An 18,901-nucleotide genomic window follows, 5' to 3' on the forward strand; every position below is an offset into this window, starting at 1 on the left:
ACAGGCGTGTGACGCCCGATTCGCCCTCCCGTTGAGCGTGCTCAGGCCTCGAGGCTCAGGGTCATGCCGTCATAGGCGGGCACGATGCCCTCCGGCAGGCGTGCCGCGAGGGCGCCGAAGTCGAGATCCGTGTGCAGGTTGGTCAGGACCGCGCGGCGTGGCTGCACCGACTCGATCAGCGCGAGGGCGTCCGAGACCGAGAAGTGGGTCGGGTGCGGGGTGTCCCGCAGGGCGTCGATGATCAGCAGGTCGAGACCGCGGAGCCGGGCGAGGCTCGCCTCCGGGATCAGGCTGACGTCGGGCATGTAGGCGGCCGCGCCGAAGCGGAAGCCCAGGGCCGCCTCGTTGCCGTGCTCCACCGGGAGCGATTCCACGGTGATCGCCCCCCCCTCCCCCTCTAGGGTCAGGTCGCGGCCGGCGGCGAGGTCGCGCAGGTCGAGGATCGGCGGGTAGGCGCTCCCGGGGGGCGTCTCGAAGCAGTAGCCGAACCGGGCCGTGAGCAGCGACCGCGTCAGGGCGTCGGCGTAGACCGGGATGCGGGCCCGCATGGCGATCACCAGCGGGCGCAGGTCGTCGATCCCGTGGGTGTGGTCGGCGTGGGCGTGGGTGTAGAGCACCCCGTCGAGGCGCGTCACGCCGGCGTCGATGAGCTGCTCGCGCAGGTCCGGAGAGGTGTCGACCAGGAGCGTGGTCCGCCCCGCCCCCGACGCGCGCTCCACCAGGATCGAGCAGCGCCGCCGGCGGTTGCGCGGCTCCGCCGGGTCGCAGGCGCCCCAGCCGCTGCCGACCCGCGGCACCCCGCCGGACGAGCCGCAACCGAGGATGCGCAGGGTCAGGCTCGCCATCCGGATCTCCCGCTCCGACTCGTCACGCAGCGCCCGGGCGCGTTCCGGCGGCCTTGTCGAACAAGGTGAAGAAATTCGCCGTCGTGGTCCGGGCGAAGTCCTCGGCGGTCAGCCCCAGGGTCCCGGCCAGCGACCGGGCGGTGTCGGCCGTGTAGGCCGGCTCGTTGGTCCGTCCCCGGTGGGGCTCGGGGGCCAGGAACGGCGCGTCGGTCTCCACCAGGATCCGGTCGAGGGGCACGGCCCTGGCGATGTCGCGCAGGTCGTGCGAGCGCCGGAACGTGACGATGCCCGAGAAGGACACGTACAGCCCCAGCTCCACCCCGGCCTCCGCCAGCCGCCGCCCCGACGAGAAGCAGTGCAGCACCGCCCGGAACGGCGCCCGGCCCATCTCGTCGGCAAGCACCCGCTCCATGTGGTCGTCGGCGTCCCGGGCGTGGATCACGAGCGGCAGGCCGGAGAGCCGGGCCGCCGCGATGTGGGCGCGCAGCACCCGCTCCTGCACGGCCTCGGGGGCGGCGTCGGCGTAGTGGTAGTCGAGGCCGGCCTCGCCGATCCCGACGCAGCGCGGGCTGGCCTGGGCGAGGCCCGCGATCGTCTCGGCGGCGACGTCCGGCTCCTCGGCGGCCCCGTGGGGATGGGTGCCGACCGTGTGCCAAACCTCGGGATGGGCCTTGGCGATCGCCCGGTAGGTGTCGGCCTTGGCGACCCGGGTGGCGATCGTGAGCATGCCGGCGACGCCCGCGGCCTTGGCGCGGGCGATCACGCCCGGGAGGTCGGCGGCGAAGTCCGGGAAGTCGAGATGGCAGTGGCTGTCGATGAGCATCGGGTCTCGGGGCCGTCGGGCGGCAGGGTCCTTCAAGCGGCAAGGTCCTTCAGGCGGACGGAGTCTCGGGGCGCTCGAAGCGCGGGAAGATCGGCGCGGGGGCGGGGAGCGCCGTGCCGGGCACGAGCCGGCCCCCCTCCCCCACATCGGCGAGGCCGCGCCGGTCGGCCGGCACCGCCAGCAGGTCGAGGAGCTTGGCCGCCGCCCCCGGCACGAAGGGCTGGGTCAGGATGCCGAAGACGCGCAGGGATTCCAGCGTCGTGTAGAGCACCGCGTTCATCCGCGCCGGGTCGGACTTGCGCAGTTTCCATGGCTCCTGGGCGGCGAAGTAGCGGTTGGCCTCGGCCACCACGGCCCAGATCTCGGCCAGGACGGTGTGGAGCGCCAGCTCGCCCATGAGGGTCCGGGCCCGTGCCGGCAGGGCGTCGGCCTGGGCCAGCAGGGCCGTGTCGGCCGCGTCCAGGCTGCCCGGATCCGGCACCGCGCCGTCGCAGTTCTTGGCGACCATCGTGAGCGAGCGCTGGGCGAGGTTGCCGAGATCGTTGGCGAGATCGGCGTTGATCCGGCCGATGATCGCCTCGTGGCTGTAGCTGCCGTCGCCGCCGAACGGCACCTCGCGCAGCACGAAGTAGCGCACCGGGTCGACCCCGTAGGTGTCGGCGAGCTCGAACGGGTCGAGGACGTTGCCCAGCGACTTCGACATCTTCTCGCCCTTGGAGAGCAGGAAGCCGTGGCCGAAGACGCGCTTCGGGAGCGGCAGCCCGGCCGACATCAGGAAGGCCGGCCAGTAGACCGCGTGGAACCGGACGATGTCCTTGCCGATCACGTGCAGGTCCATCGGCCAGAATCTTTTTTGGGGGTTCTCCGCGTCGGGGAAGCCGGTGACGGTGAGATAGTTGGTGAGCGCGTCGACCCACACGTACATCACGTGGTTCGGATGCCCCGGCACCGGCACGCCCCAGTCGAAATTGGTGCGGCTGACCGAGAGGTCCTTGAGGCCGGAGCGCACGAAGCTCGCCACCTCGTTCCGGCGCGTGTCCGGCCCGATGAAATCCGGCTGATCCGCGTAGAGTTCCAGCAGCCGGTCCTGGTAGGCGGACAGTCTGAAAAGGAAATTCTCCTCCTCCATCCACTCGACCGGCGTGTCGGTGGCGAGGCTGCGGCGGCTGCCATCCTCCAGGAGCCGGGTCTCGGACTCGTCGTAGTAGGCCTCGTCGCGGACCGAGTACCAGCCGGCATACTTGTCGAGGTAGATGTCGCCGTTGGCCTCCATCCGCCGCCAGATCTCCTGGGCGGCGGCGTAGTGGTCGGGCTCGGTGGTGCGGATGAAGCGGTCGTAGGCGCAGTCCATCCGGTCGGCCATGGCCTGGAACCGGGCGGCCGTGCCGTCGACGTAGGCGCGCGGGGTGGTGCCGGCCCGGGTCGCGGCCTGCTGGATCTTGAGCCCGTGCTCGTCGGTCCCGGTGGAGAACAGCACGTCGTAGCCGTCGAGCCGGTGGAAGCGCGCGATCGCGTCGGCGGCGATCACCTCGTAGGCGTGGCCGATATGGGGCGCGCCGTTGGGGTAGGAGATCGCGGTCGAGAGACCGAACGTCTTTCGGGGATTCGCCGGGGCGTTGGACGTCACGTCTGTGGTGTTCCGGATGAGCGCGGGAAGCTGCCCGCGTTGTCGCGCGGCCGGCGCCGGGACGCAACCGTCGCCGCCTGCGGGCGCGACGGCGATCCTCCGCGGCGGCCGGCACCGGACACGCGTGATCGTCCGCGCGCGCGCGTGGCGCCGGGGGCATGGCCCGGGAGACGGCACGAGGGACGCGGGACGCCGCGGGAACCCAGGTGTCGGCCAAGTACGCGCGGGATCCGATCCCCGCGGCGCCCCGCGGCATCGACCGGGCATGGTCCCCAGCCGCTGCCGTCTGTCTCGTCGCGGCGTCTCCGACGTCCCGGTCCTGCGACTCCCCGTGAGCGGTCTCGGTCGCGGTGCGCGCACGCCGTGCCCGCACCTCCGGAACCCGCATCGGCGCCGTGGCCTTCCAGCCGTCCCCCGCCTCGTAGTGGGCGGGTCCGCAGGTCGCTCAGGGTCGGCCCAGAGGCGGGTCGGCGCGGGGGCATTTCCTCACCCCGCCGGGCACAGTGCCGCCCGGTCTCACGCCCGCATCCGAGGCACGCCCCGCACCGGTCCGTCGCCCGGGGCGATGGCGGCTGAGAGCCACCGACGCGGGCGCCGCCCCGTCCCCGGACCCGCACGGTCAGCCACCGGGCGGGCCCCCGAAGGACGCCCCGGGATCGCTCCCGGGCCGCCGCGGACAGGTGCGGTCAGGAAGCACAAAATAGGAACATTGTCAAGGGAAGCTGAGCCGCGCGCTGCGGTCGACGCGCACCTCTCCGTCATCGCGAGCGCAGCGAAGCGAGCCAGGGCGGCGCAACATCGGCAAGGTCGCGCTGCTGGATTGCTTCGCTCCGCTCGCAAGGACGTCGGTGCCGAAGACTCATCGGCCGCGGGCACCGTCACATGGGCCGAGCCCTGCCGGCGTTCCGTCGCGCCGCCGGATCGGTGCACCACGCACGGCTGCCATCGACGTCACATCGGCCCGGAATGCCGAGCGCCAGCGGACGCAGATCCGCTCGCTAAGTTATTCTCGGAGCTTGAGGGACGCAGGAGCGTGACATATGAGCGATTCGAATCGGTATTGCGGGGTCTTTGTCGACGAAATGTATATAGAGATCGGACTTATGGCCGTACACGGTTCGATATATTGCGAATAACAGAGACAATAAGTCGATTATTGCTGAATTGGTCGATCGAATATGGGGGCGATGTGATCTATCTTTCGTTGATGTCTTGTCTTCAGGTCACGCTCCGGGGCATCCGGCTCCGCGCAACGGACGGGTTCTCCGGAGGCCGCGCGCCGGCGCCTCTCCGAGCGGCCTGAGCGCCGGGTCTTCTCGACGGCCGGGACACATCCCCGGACGCGCTTCAAGCTCTGGCAGGAGGTCGTCGCCGAACGGATCGGGCCGATCGAGCAGCGCCGGCGCGCCGACGGGCCGTTCGCGGGCGAGATCGAGATCGGCGCCGTCGGCCCGCTGACCTTCAGCCGGATCACCCAGAGCGCCCTCACGACCACGATCACCGCCGATACGGTCCGGCGCCGGCCTGACGGGCTGATCCGCTTGAACTTCCGTCTCGTCGGCGCGTCCACCTTTCAGCAGCACGGCCGCGAGGCGGTGCAGGGGACGGGAGACCTCACCGTCATCGACCATCACCCGGGCGTGCTGGACGCGCGCACGGATGGCCAGACCCTGGTCATGGCCCTGCCGCGGGAGCGCCTCGAGAGCCTGCTCGGACCGGCCCGGCTGTTCGCGGCCCTGACGATGCCCGCCGGATCGGCCACGACCCGCCTGGTGACGACCTTCTTCGGGGATCTGCTCCGGGTGAACCGGCAACTCTCCCCCGAGGCAGCGGAGCGCATGGCGACCATCGGCGTGGATCTGATCGTGGCCGCGCTCGCGGATCGGATGGCCCGGGAGGTGCCGCATTCCCTGCACGGCAGCGTCGTGGTCCAGCGCGCCAAGGCCCATGTCGAGGCGAATCTCGGCGACCAGACCCTCGATCCGCCCCGGCTCGCCGCCGCGATGGGCGTGTCCCTGCGCCGGCTCCAGGAACTGTTCCACGAGCGCGGCCAGCACATCTCCGACTGGATCTGGGAGCGCCGCCTCGCGGCGGCGGCCAGGCGCCTCTCCGATCCGGTCAGCCTGCACCGCCCGATCGGCGTCGTGGCCTACGAGTGCGGCTTCGCGACCCAGGCCCATTTCGCCCGGCGCTTCAAGGACCGCCACGGCCTGTCGCCCCGCGCCTACAGGGAAGCCGCGATCTTGCGCCTGTCCGGCAGCCGGCCGGATCCGTGAGACGCCGCGACTCCGGTGCCGGTCGCGGGCGGCCGGGACGCGGCGCCGGGACGAGGGGCGGTGCCGTGCCCCGGGGCACGGCTCCGACGTCGCGGCCCCCGCCGCCCTCACCCGGCGCAAGCCGCCTCCGGCCGCACCACTTCCCCGGCCGCGCGCCCCGCCGCGTCGAAGAGCGCGCGGCAATACGCGATCAGGCGATCGGTCCGGTCCGCGCCGCTCCGGAAGGCGATGTGCCCGTCCGGGCGCACCAGCACGAGCGCCGGCCGGCCCTCCAGCCCGTAGGCGCCGTGTGCCCGGCCGTCCAGATCCGACAGGACGGGCATCTCCGCCGCGATCAGGGGGCCGGCGAGGACGAGCCGCGGACGCAGCCAGGGCCAGGGCGCCACGGCCTGGACCGCCTCCAGAAGGAAGGGCGCCGCCTCCGGCGACCGTCCGTCGAAGCACAGGAGCGCCCAGCCCGTCGTCCATCCGTCCGGGTTGTAGAGGAACGGGAACAGGCGCGTGCGCACCCCGTCCCGCGTCACCGGCGCGTCCGGCGCGCGCTGGCCCGGCTTCGGCCCCGGCCGCAGCAGGTGCGTCAGGTTCGCGAGGCCCGACAGGTGATCCGCGTTCAGGAGGCTGCCGGGATAGGCGACGCCCATCTGCTGCATGTCGTCCGTCCCCTGCAGCAGGGAGCCCAGGTTCGGCAGCGCCTTCGCGGCCAGCCCCAGCACCGTGTCGGTGACGGGGCCGCGATAGACGGTCCACCGGAACCCGCGCACCTGCTGGGCGCTCAGCCGGGCGTGCTCGCCGCCGCGCTCGCCGTCGTAGGAGTCGAGGATGGCGGGCGCCGCCTCGCCCCGCAGGGTCATGGCCAGCCGCCACGCGATCTCGACCGCGTCGTGGAGGCCGGCATTCATCCCCTGGCCGCCGATCGGCAGGGACAGGTGCCCGGCATCGCCCGCCAGGAACACGCGGCCCCGCGCGTAGCCGGGGGAGACCCCGTAGGCGAAGCGGCTGTGGGTGAGCCATTGCGGGTCGCTCAGGGTGAGGGTCTCGTCGCCGGTGACCTCCCGGGCGAGGGCCTGGATCTCCGCGAGCGTCGGGTCGCGGTCCGGCACGCCGGCGTCGTCGGCCAGGAAGAACAGCCGGTGGTAGCCGCCCCAGACCGGCATGATGCCGGCGAAGCCGCGCGGGTAGTAGAAGAACCAGAGCTGGTCCGGCTCGGACCCGCGGCGCCAGGACAGCCGGGCGTCGACCTGCCGGTTCATGCAGCCCGCGAGCCGCTCGGGCTCGAAATCCAGGCCGAGCCGGGCGCGGACCGTGCTCCGGGCCCCGTCGGCGGCCACGCAGTAGCGGGCGCGCAGCCGCGTCTCCGGCCCGTCCGCGCCCCGCCGGAGGGTCACGGTGACGCCCGCCGCGTCCTGGTCGATGCCGGTCACCGTGCAGCCCCGGTCCAGCCGACCGCCGCGGGCCTCGAACGCGTCGATCAAGGTCCGCTCGATCACGTCCTGCCCGCTGTACAGGACGTCGGGATAGGGGCTGGCGACGTCGGCGATGGGGATCGGCGTCGTCGGCGCGCCGTCGACGAAGAAGTTGATGGTGCGGACCGCGTAGGCGTTCTCCGCCAGGGCGTCGCGCAGGCCGATGCCGGCGAGCAACTCCTGCGGGCGGGCCCAGAGATTGTTGGCCCGCGAGTACGCCCTGACCTCCGCGCGCTGCTCCAGGATCAGGCACGACACGCCGTGATGGCGCAGGGCGCAGCCCGCGGTCAGGCCGACGGGGCCCGCGCCGACGACGATCACGTCGGCGTCGTAGCCCGGGGCGGCGTGGGCGTCGGTCATCGGTCGGTCTCCTGTCGGCTTTCCTGTCGGGTCTCGTGCGGGGTCTCGTGCGGGGTCTCGTGCGGGGTCTCGTGCGGCGTCTCCTGCCGGGCCTCCGCGGCGATGGACGCGATGGCGGCGTGGGAGGCGCCGATCCGCCGCTGCAGGCCCTGCAGCAGCGCGGCGGCGGCCTCGACGGCCTCGGGCGCGAGGCCCTCGGTGAGCCCGTCCGACCAGAGGGCGTTGCGCGCCATCGCCTGCCGATAGGCCCCCGCGCCCCGCGGGGTCATGGCGACGAGGGGCGCGCGGCGGTGGTGGGGGTTGGGCGCGAGCCGGATCAGCCCGTCGGCCCGCATCTCGCCGACGAGGCGCTGCACCGACTGGCGGGCGAGGCCCATGTTGCGGGCGATGTGGGCGACGGGCAGCGGCGCCGGCGCGAGGGCGATGGCCCCCAGCACCTGCCAGCGGGCGCTGGTGAGCCCGAGATCCTGCACCAGCGTGTCGCCGGCCGCGAGCAGGTCGCCGTTGAGGCGGAACACCGCGACCACGAGGTCCGACAGGGCGTGCCGGGTCCGGTCGCGGTCGCGGGCTGTCCGAGGCGGGTCGGGCTCCATGGGGCACGTCCTGACGGCAGGATGTTGTCAGAATGACAGTATGCTGTCATCGCGCGGACAACGGCGCCGGCGCCGGACGGTTCCACGCCGGCGGCGGGCCGGATCCCGATGTCGGATACGGGGACGGGTGCCCGCCGGGCCCTAAGCCACCGCCGCGAGATCCCCGAACAGCGACAGCACGACCGGGCGCCGGTCGAGGTTGTAGATCGCCGCCTCCCGGGCGGCGCGGCCGAACCGGTCGGCGACCTCCACCAGGGCCGCGAGGCGGGCGGGGGGCTCATCCCGGCGCCGGTCGATCTCGGCCGAGACGAAGCGCAGCACCGCGTCCTGGGCGGCCTCGAACCGCGCCTCGGCGTCGCGGCCCGCCAGGGTCTCGGCGAGCTTGAGCACCCGGCCCCAGTCGGGCGTGCGCGCCCGCGCCAGCAGGGTCTCGATCTCGGCCACGAGGCCGGCGGTGACCGGATCGAGCATCGCGAGCGCGCGGGCGACCGAGCCCTCGCACTGGGCCAGTGCCCGGGCCAGGGCGGTCTCGTCGGGCTGCGCGAAGGGCTCGGGCAGGCCGCGCACCACCCGGGCGACGTCCTCGGCCGGGAGGGGGCGCAGCATCAGCGCCCGGCAGCGGGAGCGGATGGTCGGCAGCAGCCGGCCGGGCTGGTGGGACAGGATCAGGAACAGCGCGCGGGGCGGCGGCTCCTCCAGCACCTTGAGCAGGGCGTTGGCGGCGTTGGCGTTCAGGTCCTCGGCGCTGTCGAGGATGCAGACGCGCCAGCCCGAATCCGCGGCCGTCGAGGCGAACAGGTCGAGGGCGCGGCGCACCGCGTCGACCGAGATCTTGGTCGGCAGCGTCTTGGCGCCGGCGCTCCGGTGGCGGCGCAGGACCACGAGGTTCGGGTGCGACAGGCCCGCCACCTTGCCGAGGACGGCGTCGCCCGCCGGCACGGCGAGGCCCATCGGGCCCCCGCCCCCCGGGTAGGCGAGCAGGCGCCGGGCGACCCGGTAGGCCAGGGTCGCCTTGCCGATGCCGGGGGCGCCGCCGATCAGCCACGCGTGGTGCAGGCGCCCCGCCGCGATGGCGGCCGCGAAGGCGTCGGCCGCGGCCGCGTGGCCGACGAGCCCGAGGGTCTCGCGCGGGCGCGGGATCCCGGCGAGGTCCCCGGGCTCGACGTCGTCGGCGGCGCGGTCGGTGGGCTTCACGGGGCGGGTCTCATGGGGCGGGCTTCACGGGCGGGCTTCATGGAGTGGGTCTCACGGCGCGGGCCGGCGGCCTCCGATCTGGGCGGCGCGCCCGCGCGACTGCTTACACGGCCGCCGGCCAGGATGGGACCGGTCGGGACGGGACCGGCCCCGCCCGTACGGCCGCTCACGCGGCGTCGCCGCTCCGGCCCGCCCCCGCCGGCCGGTCGGGCAGGAGCGCCGGCAGCCGGGACGCGACGGCGGCGCGGATCGCCGCCTCGACCGTGTCGGGATCGCGGGACGCGTCGATCACCGCGCAGCGCCCCGGTTCCGCCCGGGCGATCGCCAGGAAGGCCTCCCGCAGCCGGACGTGGAAGTCGAGGGCCTCGGCCTCGAACCGGTCGGCCCCCTGCCCCGTCCGGGCGCCGCGCCCGGCCGCGCGGGCGAGGCCGGACTCGGGGGCGAGGTCGAGGATCAGGGTGAGATCGGGCCGGGTCGGGCCGACGACGACCCGCTCCAGGGCGTCCACGAGCGCGGGATCGAGCCCCCCGGCGGCGCCCTGGTAGGCCCGGGTCGAGTCGATGAACCGGTCGCACAGCACGGTCTCGCCCCGGCGGAGCGCCGGGCGGATCAGCCGGTCGAGATGGTCGATCCGGGCGGCGCTGAACAGCAGGGCCTCCGCGAAGGGGCCGTAGGGCTTGGCGACGCCGTCGAGCAGCGCCGTGCGGATCTCCTCCGCCCGCGGCGAGCCGCCGGGCTCGCGCGTCACGCAGACGGGCCGCCCCGAGCGCGCGCGCAGGGTCGCGGCGAGGCGGGCGATCTGGGTCGACTTGCCGGCCCCCTCCCCGCCCTCGACGGTGATGAAGGTGCCGCCCGCCCCGGCGGGATCCCCGGACAGCGGCCCGGTCACGCGCGCGCCGTCACGACGGGTTGGCCGCCCCGGCAGCACCCTTGTCCCCGCCCTTGTCGGTTCCCTTGCCGGCCCGGTCGAAGGCCTTGCGGACGAGGCCGGTGCCGAATTCCAGCGCCGCGTCCATCGCCCGCTGCGACAGGGTGCCGGGCTCCACCGCGGCGCCGGCGAAGAGCGGCTGGTCGAGGGCGACGGTGTCGCCGCGCTGGACGCGCAGGATCCCGACCCGCTGGCCCTCCTCCACCGGGGCGATGAGCGGCCCGGTATAGATCGCCCTGGCGCTGACCCGGTCGCTGGAGCCCCGCGGCAGCAGCACCCGCACGGGCTTCTTCGCCACCAGCGGCACCGAGCCCGACTGGCCGCCGAACACCGAGGCCTCGGCCACGGTCTCGCCCGGCGCGAAGACCTGCCGGGGCTCGAAGGCGCGGAAGCCCCACTCCATCAGCTTGCGCGACTCGGAGGCGCGGTCCCGGGCGGTCTTGAGCCCCGAGACCACCAGCACGAGCCGCTGGCCGTTCTGCACCGCCGAGCCGGTGAGCGCGTAGCCGGATTCCTCCAGGTAGCCGGTCTTGAGCCCGTCCGCGCCGATGTCGAGGGCGAGCAGCGGGTTGCGGTTCTGCTGGCGGATCTTGTTCCAGGTGAACTCCTTCTCGGCGAAGATCTTGTAGTAGTCCGGGTAGGTGTCGATGATGTGCAGCGCGAGCTTCGCCATGTCCCGGGCCGTGACCTTCTGGTCGGGCGCCGAGTAGCCGGTGGCGTTGCGGAAGGTCGAGTTCGTCAGCCCGATCTCCTTGGCGCGCTGGTTCATCAGCCCGGCGAAGGCCTCCTCGGAGCCGGCCATGTTCTCCGCGATGGTGATGGCCGCGTCGTTGCCCGACTGCACGATCAGGCCGCGCAGCAGGTCCGACATCTTGATGCGGCTGTTCACCTGCGCGAACATCGACGAGCCGCCGCCCCCGGCCCCGCCGCGCTTCCACGCGTCCTCGGTGACGGTGAACTCCGTGTCCATCGACAGGCGGCCGGATTTCAGCGCCTCGAACACGATGTCGGTGGTCATGAGCTTGGCCATGCTGGCCGGCGAGAACCGCTCGTCGGCGGCCTTCTCGAACAGGACCGAGCCGGAATCGGCGTCGATCAGGATCGCGTGCGGGGCCGCGGTCTGGAAAGTCTGCGCGGCGGCGGCGGCGAGGCCGGCGCCCAGCGCGCAGGCGGCCGCGAGAAGGGTGAGAAGGGGTCTGCGCATCACCGTTCCGTCCCGCGCCTGCCGTCGGGCCGGAAGCGTCCCGCCCGTATCCCAATAACAAGCGTGACCATATTACGGTTTCGGCGCCGGATCGAATGCGAAATGCCGCATCGGCCGCCACATCGACCGCCACATGGGCCGCCGGACCCGTCGGGCGGCCGCGGGTCGGCCCGGGCGCCGCCGTCAGTAGATCCCGGCGAGGCGGGCGTGTCCCGCCTTGCCGGCGGTCTTGGTGGCCGGCCCCTTGGCGGCGGGGGCCTTGGGGGCGGTCTTGGCAGAGGTGGTCGCGGAGCCGTTCGCGGCCGGCGCACCGGCCTTCGTGGCCGACGCCCTGGCCGGCACCGCGGCGAGGCGCGCCATGGCGAGCTTGGCCGAGGCCGGCATCGCGGCGGGTATCGCGGCCGGGGACGCGCCGTGCGGCGCGGAGGACGGGCCCGACGACGCCTTGGCGAGCTTCACGGTCCCGGGCGCCGGGACCGCCCGGCGATGGACCTCGGCGAGGGCCGGGCCGGCCTTCGGGCCGGCCTTCCCGGCGGCATGACCGTGCGCTGGCGGCGCGGCCGGGGCGAGGCCGGGGGTGTGGGCCGGGTTGAGACCCGCGACCTTCAGGGGCCCGGCCCCGAGGCCGCCCCTGGCGGCGACGGCCGGCACGGGGGCGGGCCGGAACTCGCGCACCCGCGGGGCGGTGGGCTGCACGGCCGCCGGGACCGTCACGGCGGCCGAGGCCAGCACGATCGGCGCGCGCACCGGCGCCGCCCGCTCGGGCCGGGCGGCCGGGGCCTCGGCGGGCGCCTTCCCGGCCGCCGTCCCGGCCTCCGTCCCGCTCTCCTCCGCCTCCTGGGCGGGCCTGAAGGCCAGAGCCGGGGCTGAGCGCGTGTAGCGCTCGGTGTCCTCCGTCGGGCCGAGATCGGCCATCATCACGGTCGAGCGGCCGGCCGGCCGCCCGTCGGTGCGCAGGCTCGCGAGGAGCTTGCGGTCGTCGCTGCCGGCCACCGAGGCCTTGCCGACATACTCGACGCGCACCCGCGCGGTGCCCCTGCGGTGGAAGCCCAGCGCTTCGGCCGCATCCTCCGACACGTCCATGACCCGGCCGGCATGGTAGGGGCCGCGGTCGTTGACGCGCACCAGCATCGAGTAGCCGTTCTCGAGGTTCGTCACCCGGGCGTAGCTCGGCAGCGGCAGGGTCGGGTGGGCGGCGGCGATCGAGTGGCGGTCGAAGACCTCGCCGTTGGCGGTCATGCGGCCGTGGAAGGCCGAGCCATACCAGGAGGCGAGCCCCTCGCGGACGTAGCCGCTCGGGTTCTCCTTCGGCACGTAGGTCTGCCCGGCCACCACGTAGGGCTTGCCGGTGTAGCGGCGCCCGCCGCCCTTCGGGATCACGTCGCCCTCGTTGTAGAGGCGCGGGCTCGCCTTGACCCCGTATTTCGGGTCGATCCCGTTCCCGGCGGCGAGCTTCTGCTGGGGCGAGGTCGCGCAGTTGGCCGTGGCCAGGGCCACGCCCGAGACGGCGATGAGCCGCAGGGCGAGGCGCGCCGGCCGGGGAAGCGTCGTGCGCACCATCGTGGGGTTCACCAAACTCTACGCGTGAGCGGGGCCCGACCGGACCGGAGCCGGCCGCGTGCACGGGGCCGCGATCGGTCCACCCAGATTTGTAGCGGTCGCGTAAAGGAAGCCTGAACGATGGGCTGCGGCCCGGTTCAGGAAGCAGGCCGCGCGGCCGGTCGGTTCTCGAGCATTGCGCGCGGATCGACGGGCAACATCTTGTTCGGGAACGGATTTTTCAAATTCTTACTGGCGCGCCCGTCCGACCGCCCCCGGGCGCGGCGCTCCACTTTTCCGTGTGGGAGCGGGGCCAGGATCGCGATGGCTCGGGACCGAGCCGGTGCGGAGGCCGCGGGCCGCGCTTGATCCGCGCCGGCCCTCCGCGGCGCCGCGGTCCCGGAGGGCCGGAAGGCGCCGCGCGCAGCAGCGGCACGCTCCGGAGCGGCCGCGCCGCCCCGGGTGTAATAGGCCGAAGGCCGAGTTCGCCCTCAGCGGGACTGCGTGTCGGTGAGCTGCCCGATCGACTGGGCGCCCCGCTGCTTGAACAGCAGGTCGAGGCCTTCCAGCATCAGCGCGTGCATCTTGGTCCGCTCGGCGTAGGCGAGGTCGCGCAGCTGGTCGTAGACCGGCGGCTCCAGGTAGACCGACATCTGGCGGGCGCGCTGCTTGAGCGTGGCCGCCTGCTTCGGCGCCTGGGGCGCGAGGGTGAGCGACACGATCTCGGCGCCCTGCGGCCGGGCCGCCTGGGGCCGGGCCGGCGGGCTCGCCGAGGCCACGATCGCCGCGAGGCTGAGCTTAGGCGGCTTGGACATGCTGGCCCGTCCTCAGGGACTGCGTGCGGCGCTCGATCCACGACCAGAGGCGGCGGACCTCGCCGGCGGCCTGGCCCTTGGGGTTGAACTCGGTGACGCCCTGGCCGAGGCCGATCGCGTCCTGGTGGTCGGTGCGGGCGACGATGTTCACGTCGGGCAGGATGCCGAGCACCGCGAGCCCGTCCGCGGCGTCGCGGACCCGGTAGGAGCGCGGCGGGGTCTGGTTCAGCACGAAGGCGAACTTCTTCTCCAGCCGGTAGACGGCGGCCAGGGTCGGCTTGAACGCCCGCAGGTCCGCGGGGGTCGGCCGGCACGGGATGATGCACAGATCCGCGGCGCGGATCGCCGAGAGGGTGCCGGTGGAATCGACGCCGGGCGTGTCGATGAACACGTAGTCGTAGGCGGAGTCGCGCAGGCGCTCCATCACGGCGTCGATCTGGGTGGCGTCGATCTGCGCCACCTCGGGACCGTCGGCCGTGCGGTGGTCCAGCCAGTCGGAGATCGTGGCCTGCCGGTCCATCTCCAGGATGCAGACCGTGTGGCCCGCCTCCCGGGCGGCCACCGCCAGGGAGATGCACAGCGTGCTCTTGCCGCTGCCGCCCTTCTGCGTGACGAAGGTGATCGCTTTCATCCCGGGCGTCCTCCAGAAGGCCCCATGCATCCGTCCGGGCGCCCGCAACTGCCGGTCGCCGCGCCGTCTGTGCCAACCTCAGGTATGGGATTCGCGGCGTGCCGCGATCCTGTGACCCAAGGATGTCGGGGCACAGGTTGGGGCCGACATGGTTAACGAGCCGTTAAGACAACGGTCCCTCGCGGATATCCCCGCCCAGTGCGGCAGCAGGACAGCAGTCTAAACTTCAAGTTAAGATTCTTGGCATATAGAGGGTTAACAGCCTTTCCAGCGACGCCCGGATACCGTAGCGTGAGCGCGGGTGAGACGAGGAGCTTGGTGGGGGTGAAAACCTCAAGTTTAAAGACAAGGATCGCCCTATCGAGGAATGGCATGTCCGAAGCCCCGATCCCGCAATCCATTCTGGAGGCCTCCGGCGTCGTGGGCACCTGGGCCCACGATTACTGGGCGGGGCAGCTGGCGCTCTCGGCCCCGCTCGCGGATCTGCTCGGCCTGGACCCCGAGGCGGCCGCCGCCGGCGTGTCCCTGGAGGCCTTCCTCGACCGCACCCATCCCGAGGACCGCGTCCGGATCGAGAGCTATCTCCACGCGGTGGCCGAGACCGGCGGTCCCGTCGAGGCGGAGTTCCGCACGAAGGACACCCGCACCGGGATCCGCACGCTGCTGATGCGCGGCCGGATCGAGCGCGACCCCGCCGGCGGGGCGACCCGCGGGCGCGGCATCGCCATCGACCGCACCGAGGAGCAGGCCGCCAACCTCGTGCAGAGCGAGCGGGTGGTGAACCGGATGGCCGAGCACGTCATCGCCCTGCGCGACCTCGCCCGCGCCCTGCACCGGCCGTCGCTGACCGACCGGATCGAGCACCTGATGATCGAGATCGGCTTCGAGCTCGCCCGCTTCCTGCCCGAACCCGAGGACGAGCCGCGCCACTGAGCGCGCCACTGAGAGCGCGACGGGACGCGGAAGCCCCGCCGGACCGATTGATCGCGCCCGTTCCGGCAAGCTACTGTCCCGGCAACACTTTGCCGGGAGGACGGGGATGGCCCGCGACACGATCTACGACCGCGACCTCGACCGCGTCCCGGCCAACCACCAGCCGCTGACGCCCCTGCTCTACCTGGACCGGGCCGCGCGGGTGTTTCCCGACCACGTCGCGGTGGTCCACGGCCCCCTGCGGCGGCCCTACCGGGAGGTCTACGCCCGGGCCCGCCGCCTCGCCTCGGCGCTGGCGGCGCGCGGGATCGGCCGCGGCGACACCGTGGCGGCGCTGCTCGCCAACACCCCCGAGATGATCGAGTGCCACTACGGCGTGCCGATGACCGGGGCGGTGCTCAACACCCTCAACACCCGCCTCGACGCCGACGCGATCCGCTTCTGCCTGCAGCACGGCGAGGCCAAGGTGCTGATCACCGACCGCGAGTTCTCCCGGACGGCCGCCGGGGCCCTGGAGGGGCTGGAGCCCAAGCCCTTCGTGATCGACGTCGACGATCCCGAGTACGACGGCCCGGGCGCCCGCCTGGGCGCGACCGACTACGAGGCCTTCCTGGCCGGCGGCGACCCGGAGCACGACTGGCGGCTGCCGGACGACGAGTGGGACGCGATCACCCTGAACTACACGTCGGGCACCACCGGCGACCCGAAGGGCGTGGTCTACCACCATCGCGGGGCGGCGCTGCTGGCCCTCGGCAACGTCATCACGGGCGGGCTCGGCCAGCACCCGGTCTATCTCTGGACCCTGCCGATGTTCCACTGCAACGGCTGGTGCTTCCCCTGGACCCTGTCGATCGTGGCCGGGACCCATGTCTGCCTGCGGCAGGTGCGGGCCGAGACGATGTACCGGCTGATGGCCGAGCACGGGGTCACGCATCTCTGCGGCGCGCCGATCGTCATGCAGATGCTGATCAACGCCCCCGATGCCGAGCGCCGCGACCTGCCTCGGCGCGTCGCCTTCTTCACCGCCGCGGCCCCGCCGCCGGAGGCGGTGCTAGCCGGCATGTCGGAGGCCGGGTTCGACGTGACCCACCTGTACGGCCTGACCGAGAGCTACGGCCCGGCGGTGGTCAACGCCTGGCACGCCGACTGGGACGCGCTGGCGGCCGACCAGCGGGCGGCCCGGAAGGCCCGCCAGGGCGTGCGCTACCCGGTGCTCGAGGCCCTCGACGTGCGCGACCCGGAGACGCTGGAGCCGGTGCCCGCCGACGGGGCGACGATCGGCGAGGTGATGATGCGCGGCAACGTGGTGATGCGCGGCTACCTCAAGAACCCGGCGGCCACGCAGGCCGCCTTCAAGGGCGGCTGGTTCCGCACCGGCGACCTCGGGGTGAAGCACCCGGACGGCTACGTGCAGCTCAAGGACCGCTCGAAGGACATCATCATCTCGGGCGGCGAGAACATCTCGTCGATCGAGGTCGAGGACGCCCTGTTCAAGCACCCGGCGGTCGCCGCGGCCGCGGTGGTGGCCAAGCCCGACGCGAAGTGGGGCGAGACGCCCTGCGCCTTCGTCGAGCTCAAAGCCGGCGCGACCCCCACGGCCGACGAGCTGATCCAGTGGTGCCGGGGGCGGCTGGCCTCCTACAAGCTCCCCCGCCACGTGGTCTTCGGCGAGCTGCCGAAGACCTCCACCGGCAAGGTGCAGAAGTTCATCCTGCGCGAGCGGGCCCGGCAGGACGGGGCCTGATCCGCGCCCGGCCCGGCACCCGTCGATCGGAGCGGCGGGCCGGTCAGGCCTGCGGCGGATCCCGGCGGTCGACGCGCACCGGCACCGGCACGGGCTTCGGGGCGGACCCGGCGTCGCGGAGGTCGGCCAGGATCTGGGCGACGAACGCCTGGAGCGACACGAGGCTGAACAGGGTGATCGACGCGACCAGGGCGGCGGAGACCAGGGTCTTGGCGGTTTCGGGATCCACGGCGGGAGTCCTTGGCTTCGCCCCGCCGCGGGCGATCCGGGCGGGGGGCGCCGCTGTGGCGCCGGTGCCTCCCCAAAGTGGGCGCGCCGCCCGCGCCGCGCCAGCGCCGCCGCGGTCGCGCCTGGCATGCGCGGAGGGCCGGGCTCGGCCGCGATCCCGGTCGCCGCGACGCTTCGTCCGGCCGGGGATGATCGCGCGGGACCGTGCAGCTTTCCTGGCTGGTGGAACGTTGCGTTTCCCGCAATAAGCGCCGGCGCGGAGCGGCGCGCATCCGGGAGAGACGGCATGGCCGGCAGCGGCATCGCGGGCGGCATCGCGAACGGCACCCGCGCGGCGCTGCTCGCCGTTCAGGGGCTGATCCTGGCCGCCGGGCTGGGGGCCGGGCTGGTTCCCGGCCCCGCCCGGGCGCAGGGGCCCGTCCCGGCCCAGCCCGCGCCCCAGCCCGCCACGCCTCCGAACGCCCCGCCCCGGAGCGCCGCGCCCGCGCCGGGAGCGCCGGGAGCGCCGCCGCAGGCGGCGGAGCCGGGCCTGGCCGAGCCGGTGACCCGCGCCGGCTACTTCTACATCGGCGGCCGCTACCAGAAGCTCGGCGACAAGACCGTGATGGTCGGCCAGATGTTCGTGCAGTCACGCACCCCGGCCCGGGTCACGCAGCCCTACCCGGTGGTGATGGTCCACGGCCTCGCCCAGACCGGCGTGAACTACCTCGCGACCGCGGACGGCCGCCCGGGCTGGGTGCAGCGCTTCGTCGAGAAGGGCTACCAGGTCTACGTGGTCGATCAGGTCGGGCGCGGGCGCTCGGGCACCAACCCGGAGGTCTACGGTCCCTACGACCGGCTCGGCACCCGCAGCCTGGAGCGCACCCACACGGCGCCCGAGGTCTACGACCTCTACCCGCAGGCCAAGCTCCACACCCGCTGGCCGGGCGGGGCCGGCGTGCAGGGCAACGCCGCCTTCGACCAGTTCTTCGCCAGCCAGGTCCCGTTCCTCGCCAACAGCCAGCAGACCGAGGAATGGGTCGACCCGGCCCTGGTGGCGCTGCTGGACAGGATCGGGCCGGCGATCCTGCTCACCCACGGTCAGGCGGCCCTGTTCGGCTGGGCGGCCTCGGACGCGCGGCCGGACCTCGTGAAGGCCCATGTCGCCGTCGAGCCGAACGGCCCGCCCTTCTTCGACGTGCAGTTCCGCGGCGGCAAGGAGTTCTGGGAGAAGACCGGCGACGGGCGCGCCCGCGCCTACGGGCTGACCCGCATGCCGCTGACTTTCGACCCGCCGGTCCGGGCGCCCGAGGACCTGACGGTGGCGCAGGCGGCCAAGGGGTCCGAATCCAAGTCCGACAGGGCCGCGGACGGGCGGATCCGCTGCTGGCTGCAGGGCGAGCCCGTCCGGTCCCTGCCGAACCTCGCCAAGGTGCCGGCCGTGGTGGTGACCGCGGAGGCCTCCTTCCACGCGACCTACGACGACTGCACCGTCGCGTTCCTGACCCAGGCCGGCGCCAGGCCGGACGTGGTCCGGCTGGCCGACCGCGGCCTCCACGGCAACGGCCACATGATGATGCTGGAGACGAACAGCAACGCCGTCGCGGACGTCCTGGCCGGCTGGCTCGCGGACCGGGTGAAGTAGCCCCGCGGGACCGCCCCCCGCCGCACCACCGATACGTGTCGCTACGGCAACAGGCGTCGCCTTCCGCGTGAAGG

Annotated in this window: 15 protein-coding genes and 1 pseudogene; 4 read left to right on the forward strand and 12 right to left on the reverse strand. The window is 73.5% G+C overall.

Going from position 1 to position 18,901, the window contains the following annotated elements; translation table 11 throughout:
- Positions 1-41 precede the first annotated feature (41 nt).
- From LXM90_RS15725 to metG, 3 genes are read right to left on the reverse strand one after another with little or no spacing between them, the layout of a single operon-like run.
- Positions 42-845: an MBL fold metallo-hydrolase gene (locus tag LXM90_RS15725; RefSeq protein WP_020095550.1), complete on the reverse strand. Its 804-nt coding sequence runs from the start codon at positions 843-845 to the stop codon at positions 42-44.
- A gap of 22 nt (positions 846-867) precedes the next feature.
- A complete protein-coding gene (locus LXM90_RS15730; protein WP_020095551.1) occupies positions 868-1,668 on the reverse strand; it encodes a TatD family hydrolase in 801 nt (266 codons plus the stop codon).
- Between the two features lie 49 nt (positions 1,669-1,717).
- Positions 1,718-3,295: a methionine--tRNA ligase gene (metG, locus tag LXM90_RS15735; protein ID WP_234080768.1), complete on the reverse strand. Its 1,578-nt coding sequence runs from the start codon at positions 3,293-3,295 to the stop codon at positions 1,718-1,720.
- Between the two features lie 1,310 nt (positions 3,296-4,605).
- Here metG and LXM90_RS32095 point away from each other — a divergent pair.
- Positions 4,606-5,571, forward strand: a pseudogene (locus tag LXM90_RS32095) (helix-turn-helix domain-containing protein); the annotation flags it as partial.
- A gap of 107 nt (positions 5,572-5,678) precedes the next feature.
- Here the strand turns inward: LXM90_RS32095 and LXM90_RS15745 are convergent.
- The 8 genes from LXM90_RS15745 to LXM90_RS15780 form a co-directional block, all read right to left on the reverse strand.
- Complete coding sequence (locus LXM90_RS15745; protein ID WP_020095554.1) at positions 5,679-7,394, reverse strand: FAD-dependent monooxygenase; 1,716 nt, start codon at positions 7,392-7,394, stop codon at positions 5,679-5,681.
- Positions 7,391-7,987 (reverse strand): MarR family winged helix-turn-helix transcriptional regulator, encoded by a 597-nt coding sequence (locus LXM90_RS15750; protein ID WP_234080769.1) that lies wholly within the window; start codon positions 7,985-7,987, stop codon positions 7,391-7,393. Before LXM90_RS15750 ends, LXM90_RS15745 begins: the two co-directional genes overlap by 4 nt.
- Positions 7,988-8,128: 141 nt before the next feature.
- Positions 8,129-9,181, reverse strand: a complete 1,053-nt coding sequence (locus LXM90_RS15755) for a DNA polymerase III subunit delta' (RefSeq protein WP_234080770.1) — start codon at positions 9,179-9,181, stop codon at positions 8,129-8,131.
- Between the two features lie 166 nt (positions 9,182-9,347).
- Positions 9,348-10,070 carry a dTMP kinase gene (tmk, locus tag LXM90_RS15760; protein ID WP_234080771.1) on the reverse strand — a complete coding sequence of 241 codons (723 nt, stop codon included), beginning with the start codon at positions 10,068-10,070 and terminating at the stop codon, positions 9,348-9,350.
- A gap of 10 nt (positions 10,071-10,080) precedes the next feature.
- Entirely contained in the window at positions 10,081-11,313 is a 1,233-nt protein-coding gene (locus LXM90_RS15765; RefSeq protein ID WP_234080772.1) for a D-alanyl-D-alanine carboxypeptidase family protein, read from the reverse strand.
- Positions 11,314-11,496: 183 nt separating this feature from the next.
- A complete protein-coding gene (locus LXM90_RS15770) occupies positions 11,497-12,873 on the reverse strand; it encodes a septal ring lytic transglycosylase RlpA family protein (protein ID WP_234080773.1) in 1,377 nt (458 codons plus the stop codon).
- Positions 12,874-13,343: 470 nt separating this feature from the next.
- Positions 13,344-13,667, reverse strand: coding sequence for a ribbon-helix-helix domain-containing protein (locus LXM90_RS15775; protein ID WP_234080774.1), 324 nt, complete (start codon positions 13,665-13,667; stop codon positions 13,344-13,346).
- Complete coding sequence (locus LXM90_RS15780; RefSeq protein WP_012318487.1) at positions 13,651-14,298, reverse strand: ParA family protein; 648 nt, start codon at positions 14,296-14,298, stop codon at positions 13,651-13,653. Before LXM90_RS15780 ends, LXM90_RS15775 begins: the two co-directional genes overlap by 17 nt.
- A gap of 372 nt (positions 14,299-14,670) precedes the next feature.
- Between LXM90_RS15780 and LXM90_RS15785 the strand changes: the two genes are divergently transcribed.
- Together LXM90_RS15785 and LXM90_RS15790 are read left to right on the forward strand one after the other, a co-directional pair.
- On the forward strand, positions 14,671-15,231 hold the full coding sequence (locus LXM90_RS15785) for a PAS domain-containing protein (protein WP_020095561.1): 561 nt from the start codon (positions 14,671-14,673) through the stop codon (positions 15,229-15,231).
- Positions 15,232-15,337: 106 nt separating this feature from the next.
- Complete coding sequence (locus tag LXM90_RS15790; RefSeq protein ID WP_056524616.1) at positions 15,338-16,975, forward strand: acyl-CoA synthetase; 1,638 nt, start codon at positions 15,338-15,340, stop codon at positions 16,973-16,975.
- Positions 16,976-17,018: 43 nt separating this feature from the next.
- Here LXM90_RS15790 and LXM90_RS15795 read toward each other — a convergent pair whose 3' ends face one another.
- Positions 17,019-17,204 (reverse strand): hypothetical protein, encoded by a 186-nt coding sequence (locus LXM90_RS15795; protein WP_056524620.1) that lies wholly within the window; start codon positions 17,202-17,204, stop codon positions 17,019-17,021.
- Between the two features lie 285 nt (positions 17,205-17,489).
- Between LXM90_RS15795 and LXM90_RS15800 the strand changes: the two genes are divergently transcribed.
- Positions 17,490-18,827 carry an alpha/beta hydrolase gene (locus LXM90_RS15800; RefSeq protein WP_234080775.1) on the forward strand — a complete coding sequence of 446 codons (1,338 nt, stop codon included), beginning with the start codon at positions 17,490-17,492 and terminating at the stop codon, positions 18,825-18,827.
- Positions 18,828-18,901: the final 74 nt, after the last annotated feature.

Source organism: Methylobacterium oryzae (assembly GCF_021398735.1).
GTDB lineage: Bacteria > Pseudomonadota > Alphaproteobacteria > Rhizobiales > Beijerinckiaceae > Methylobacterium.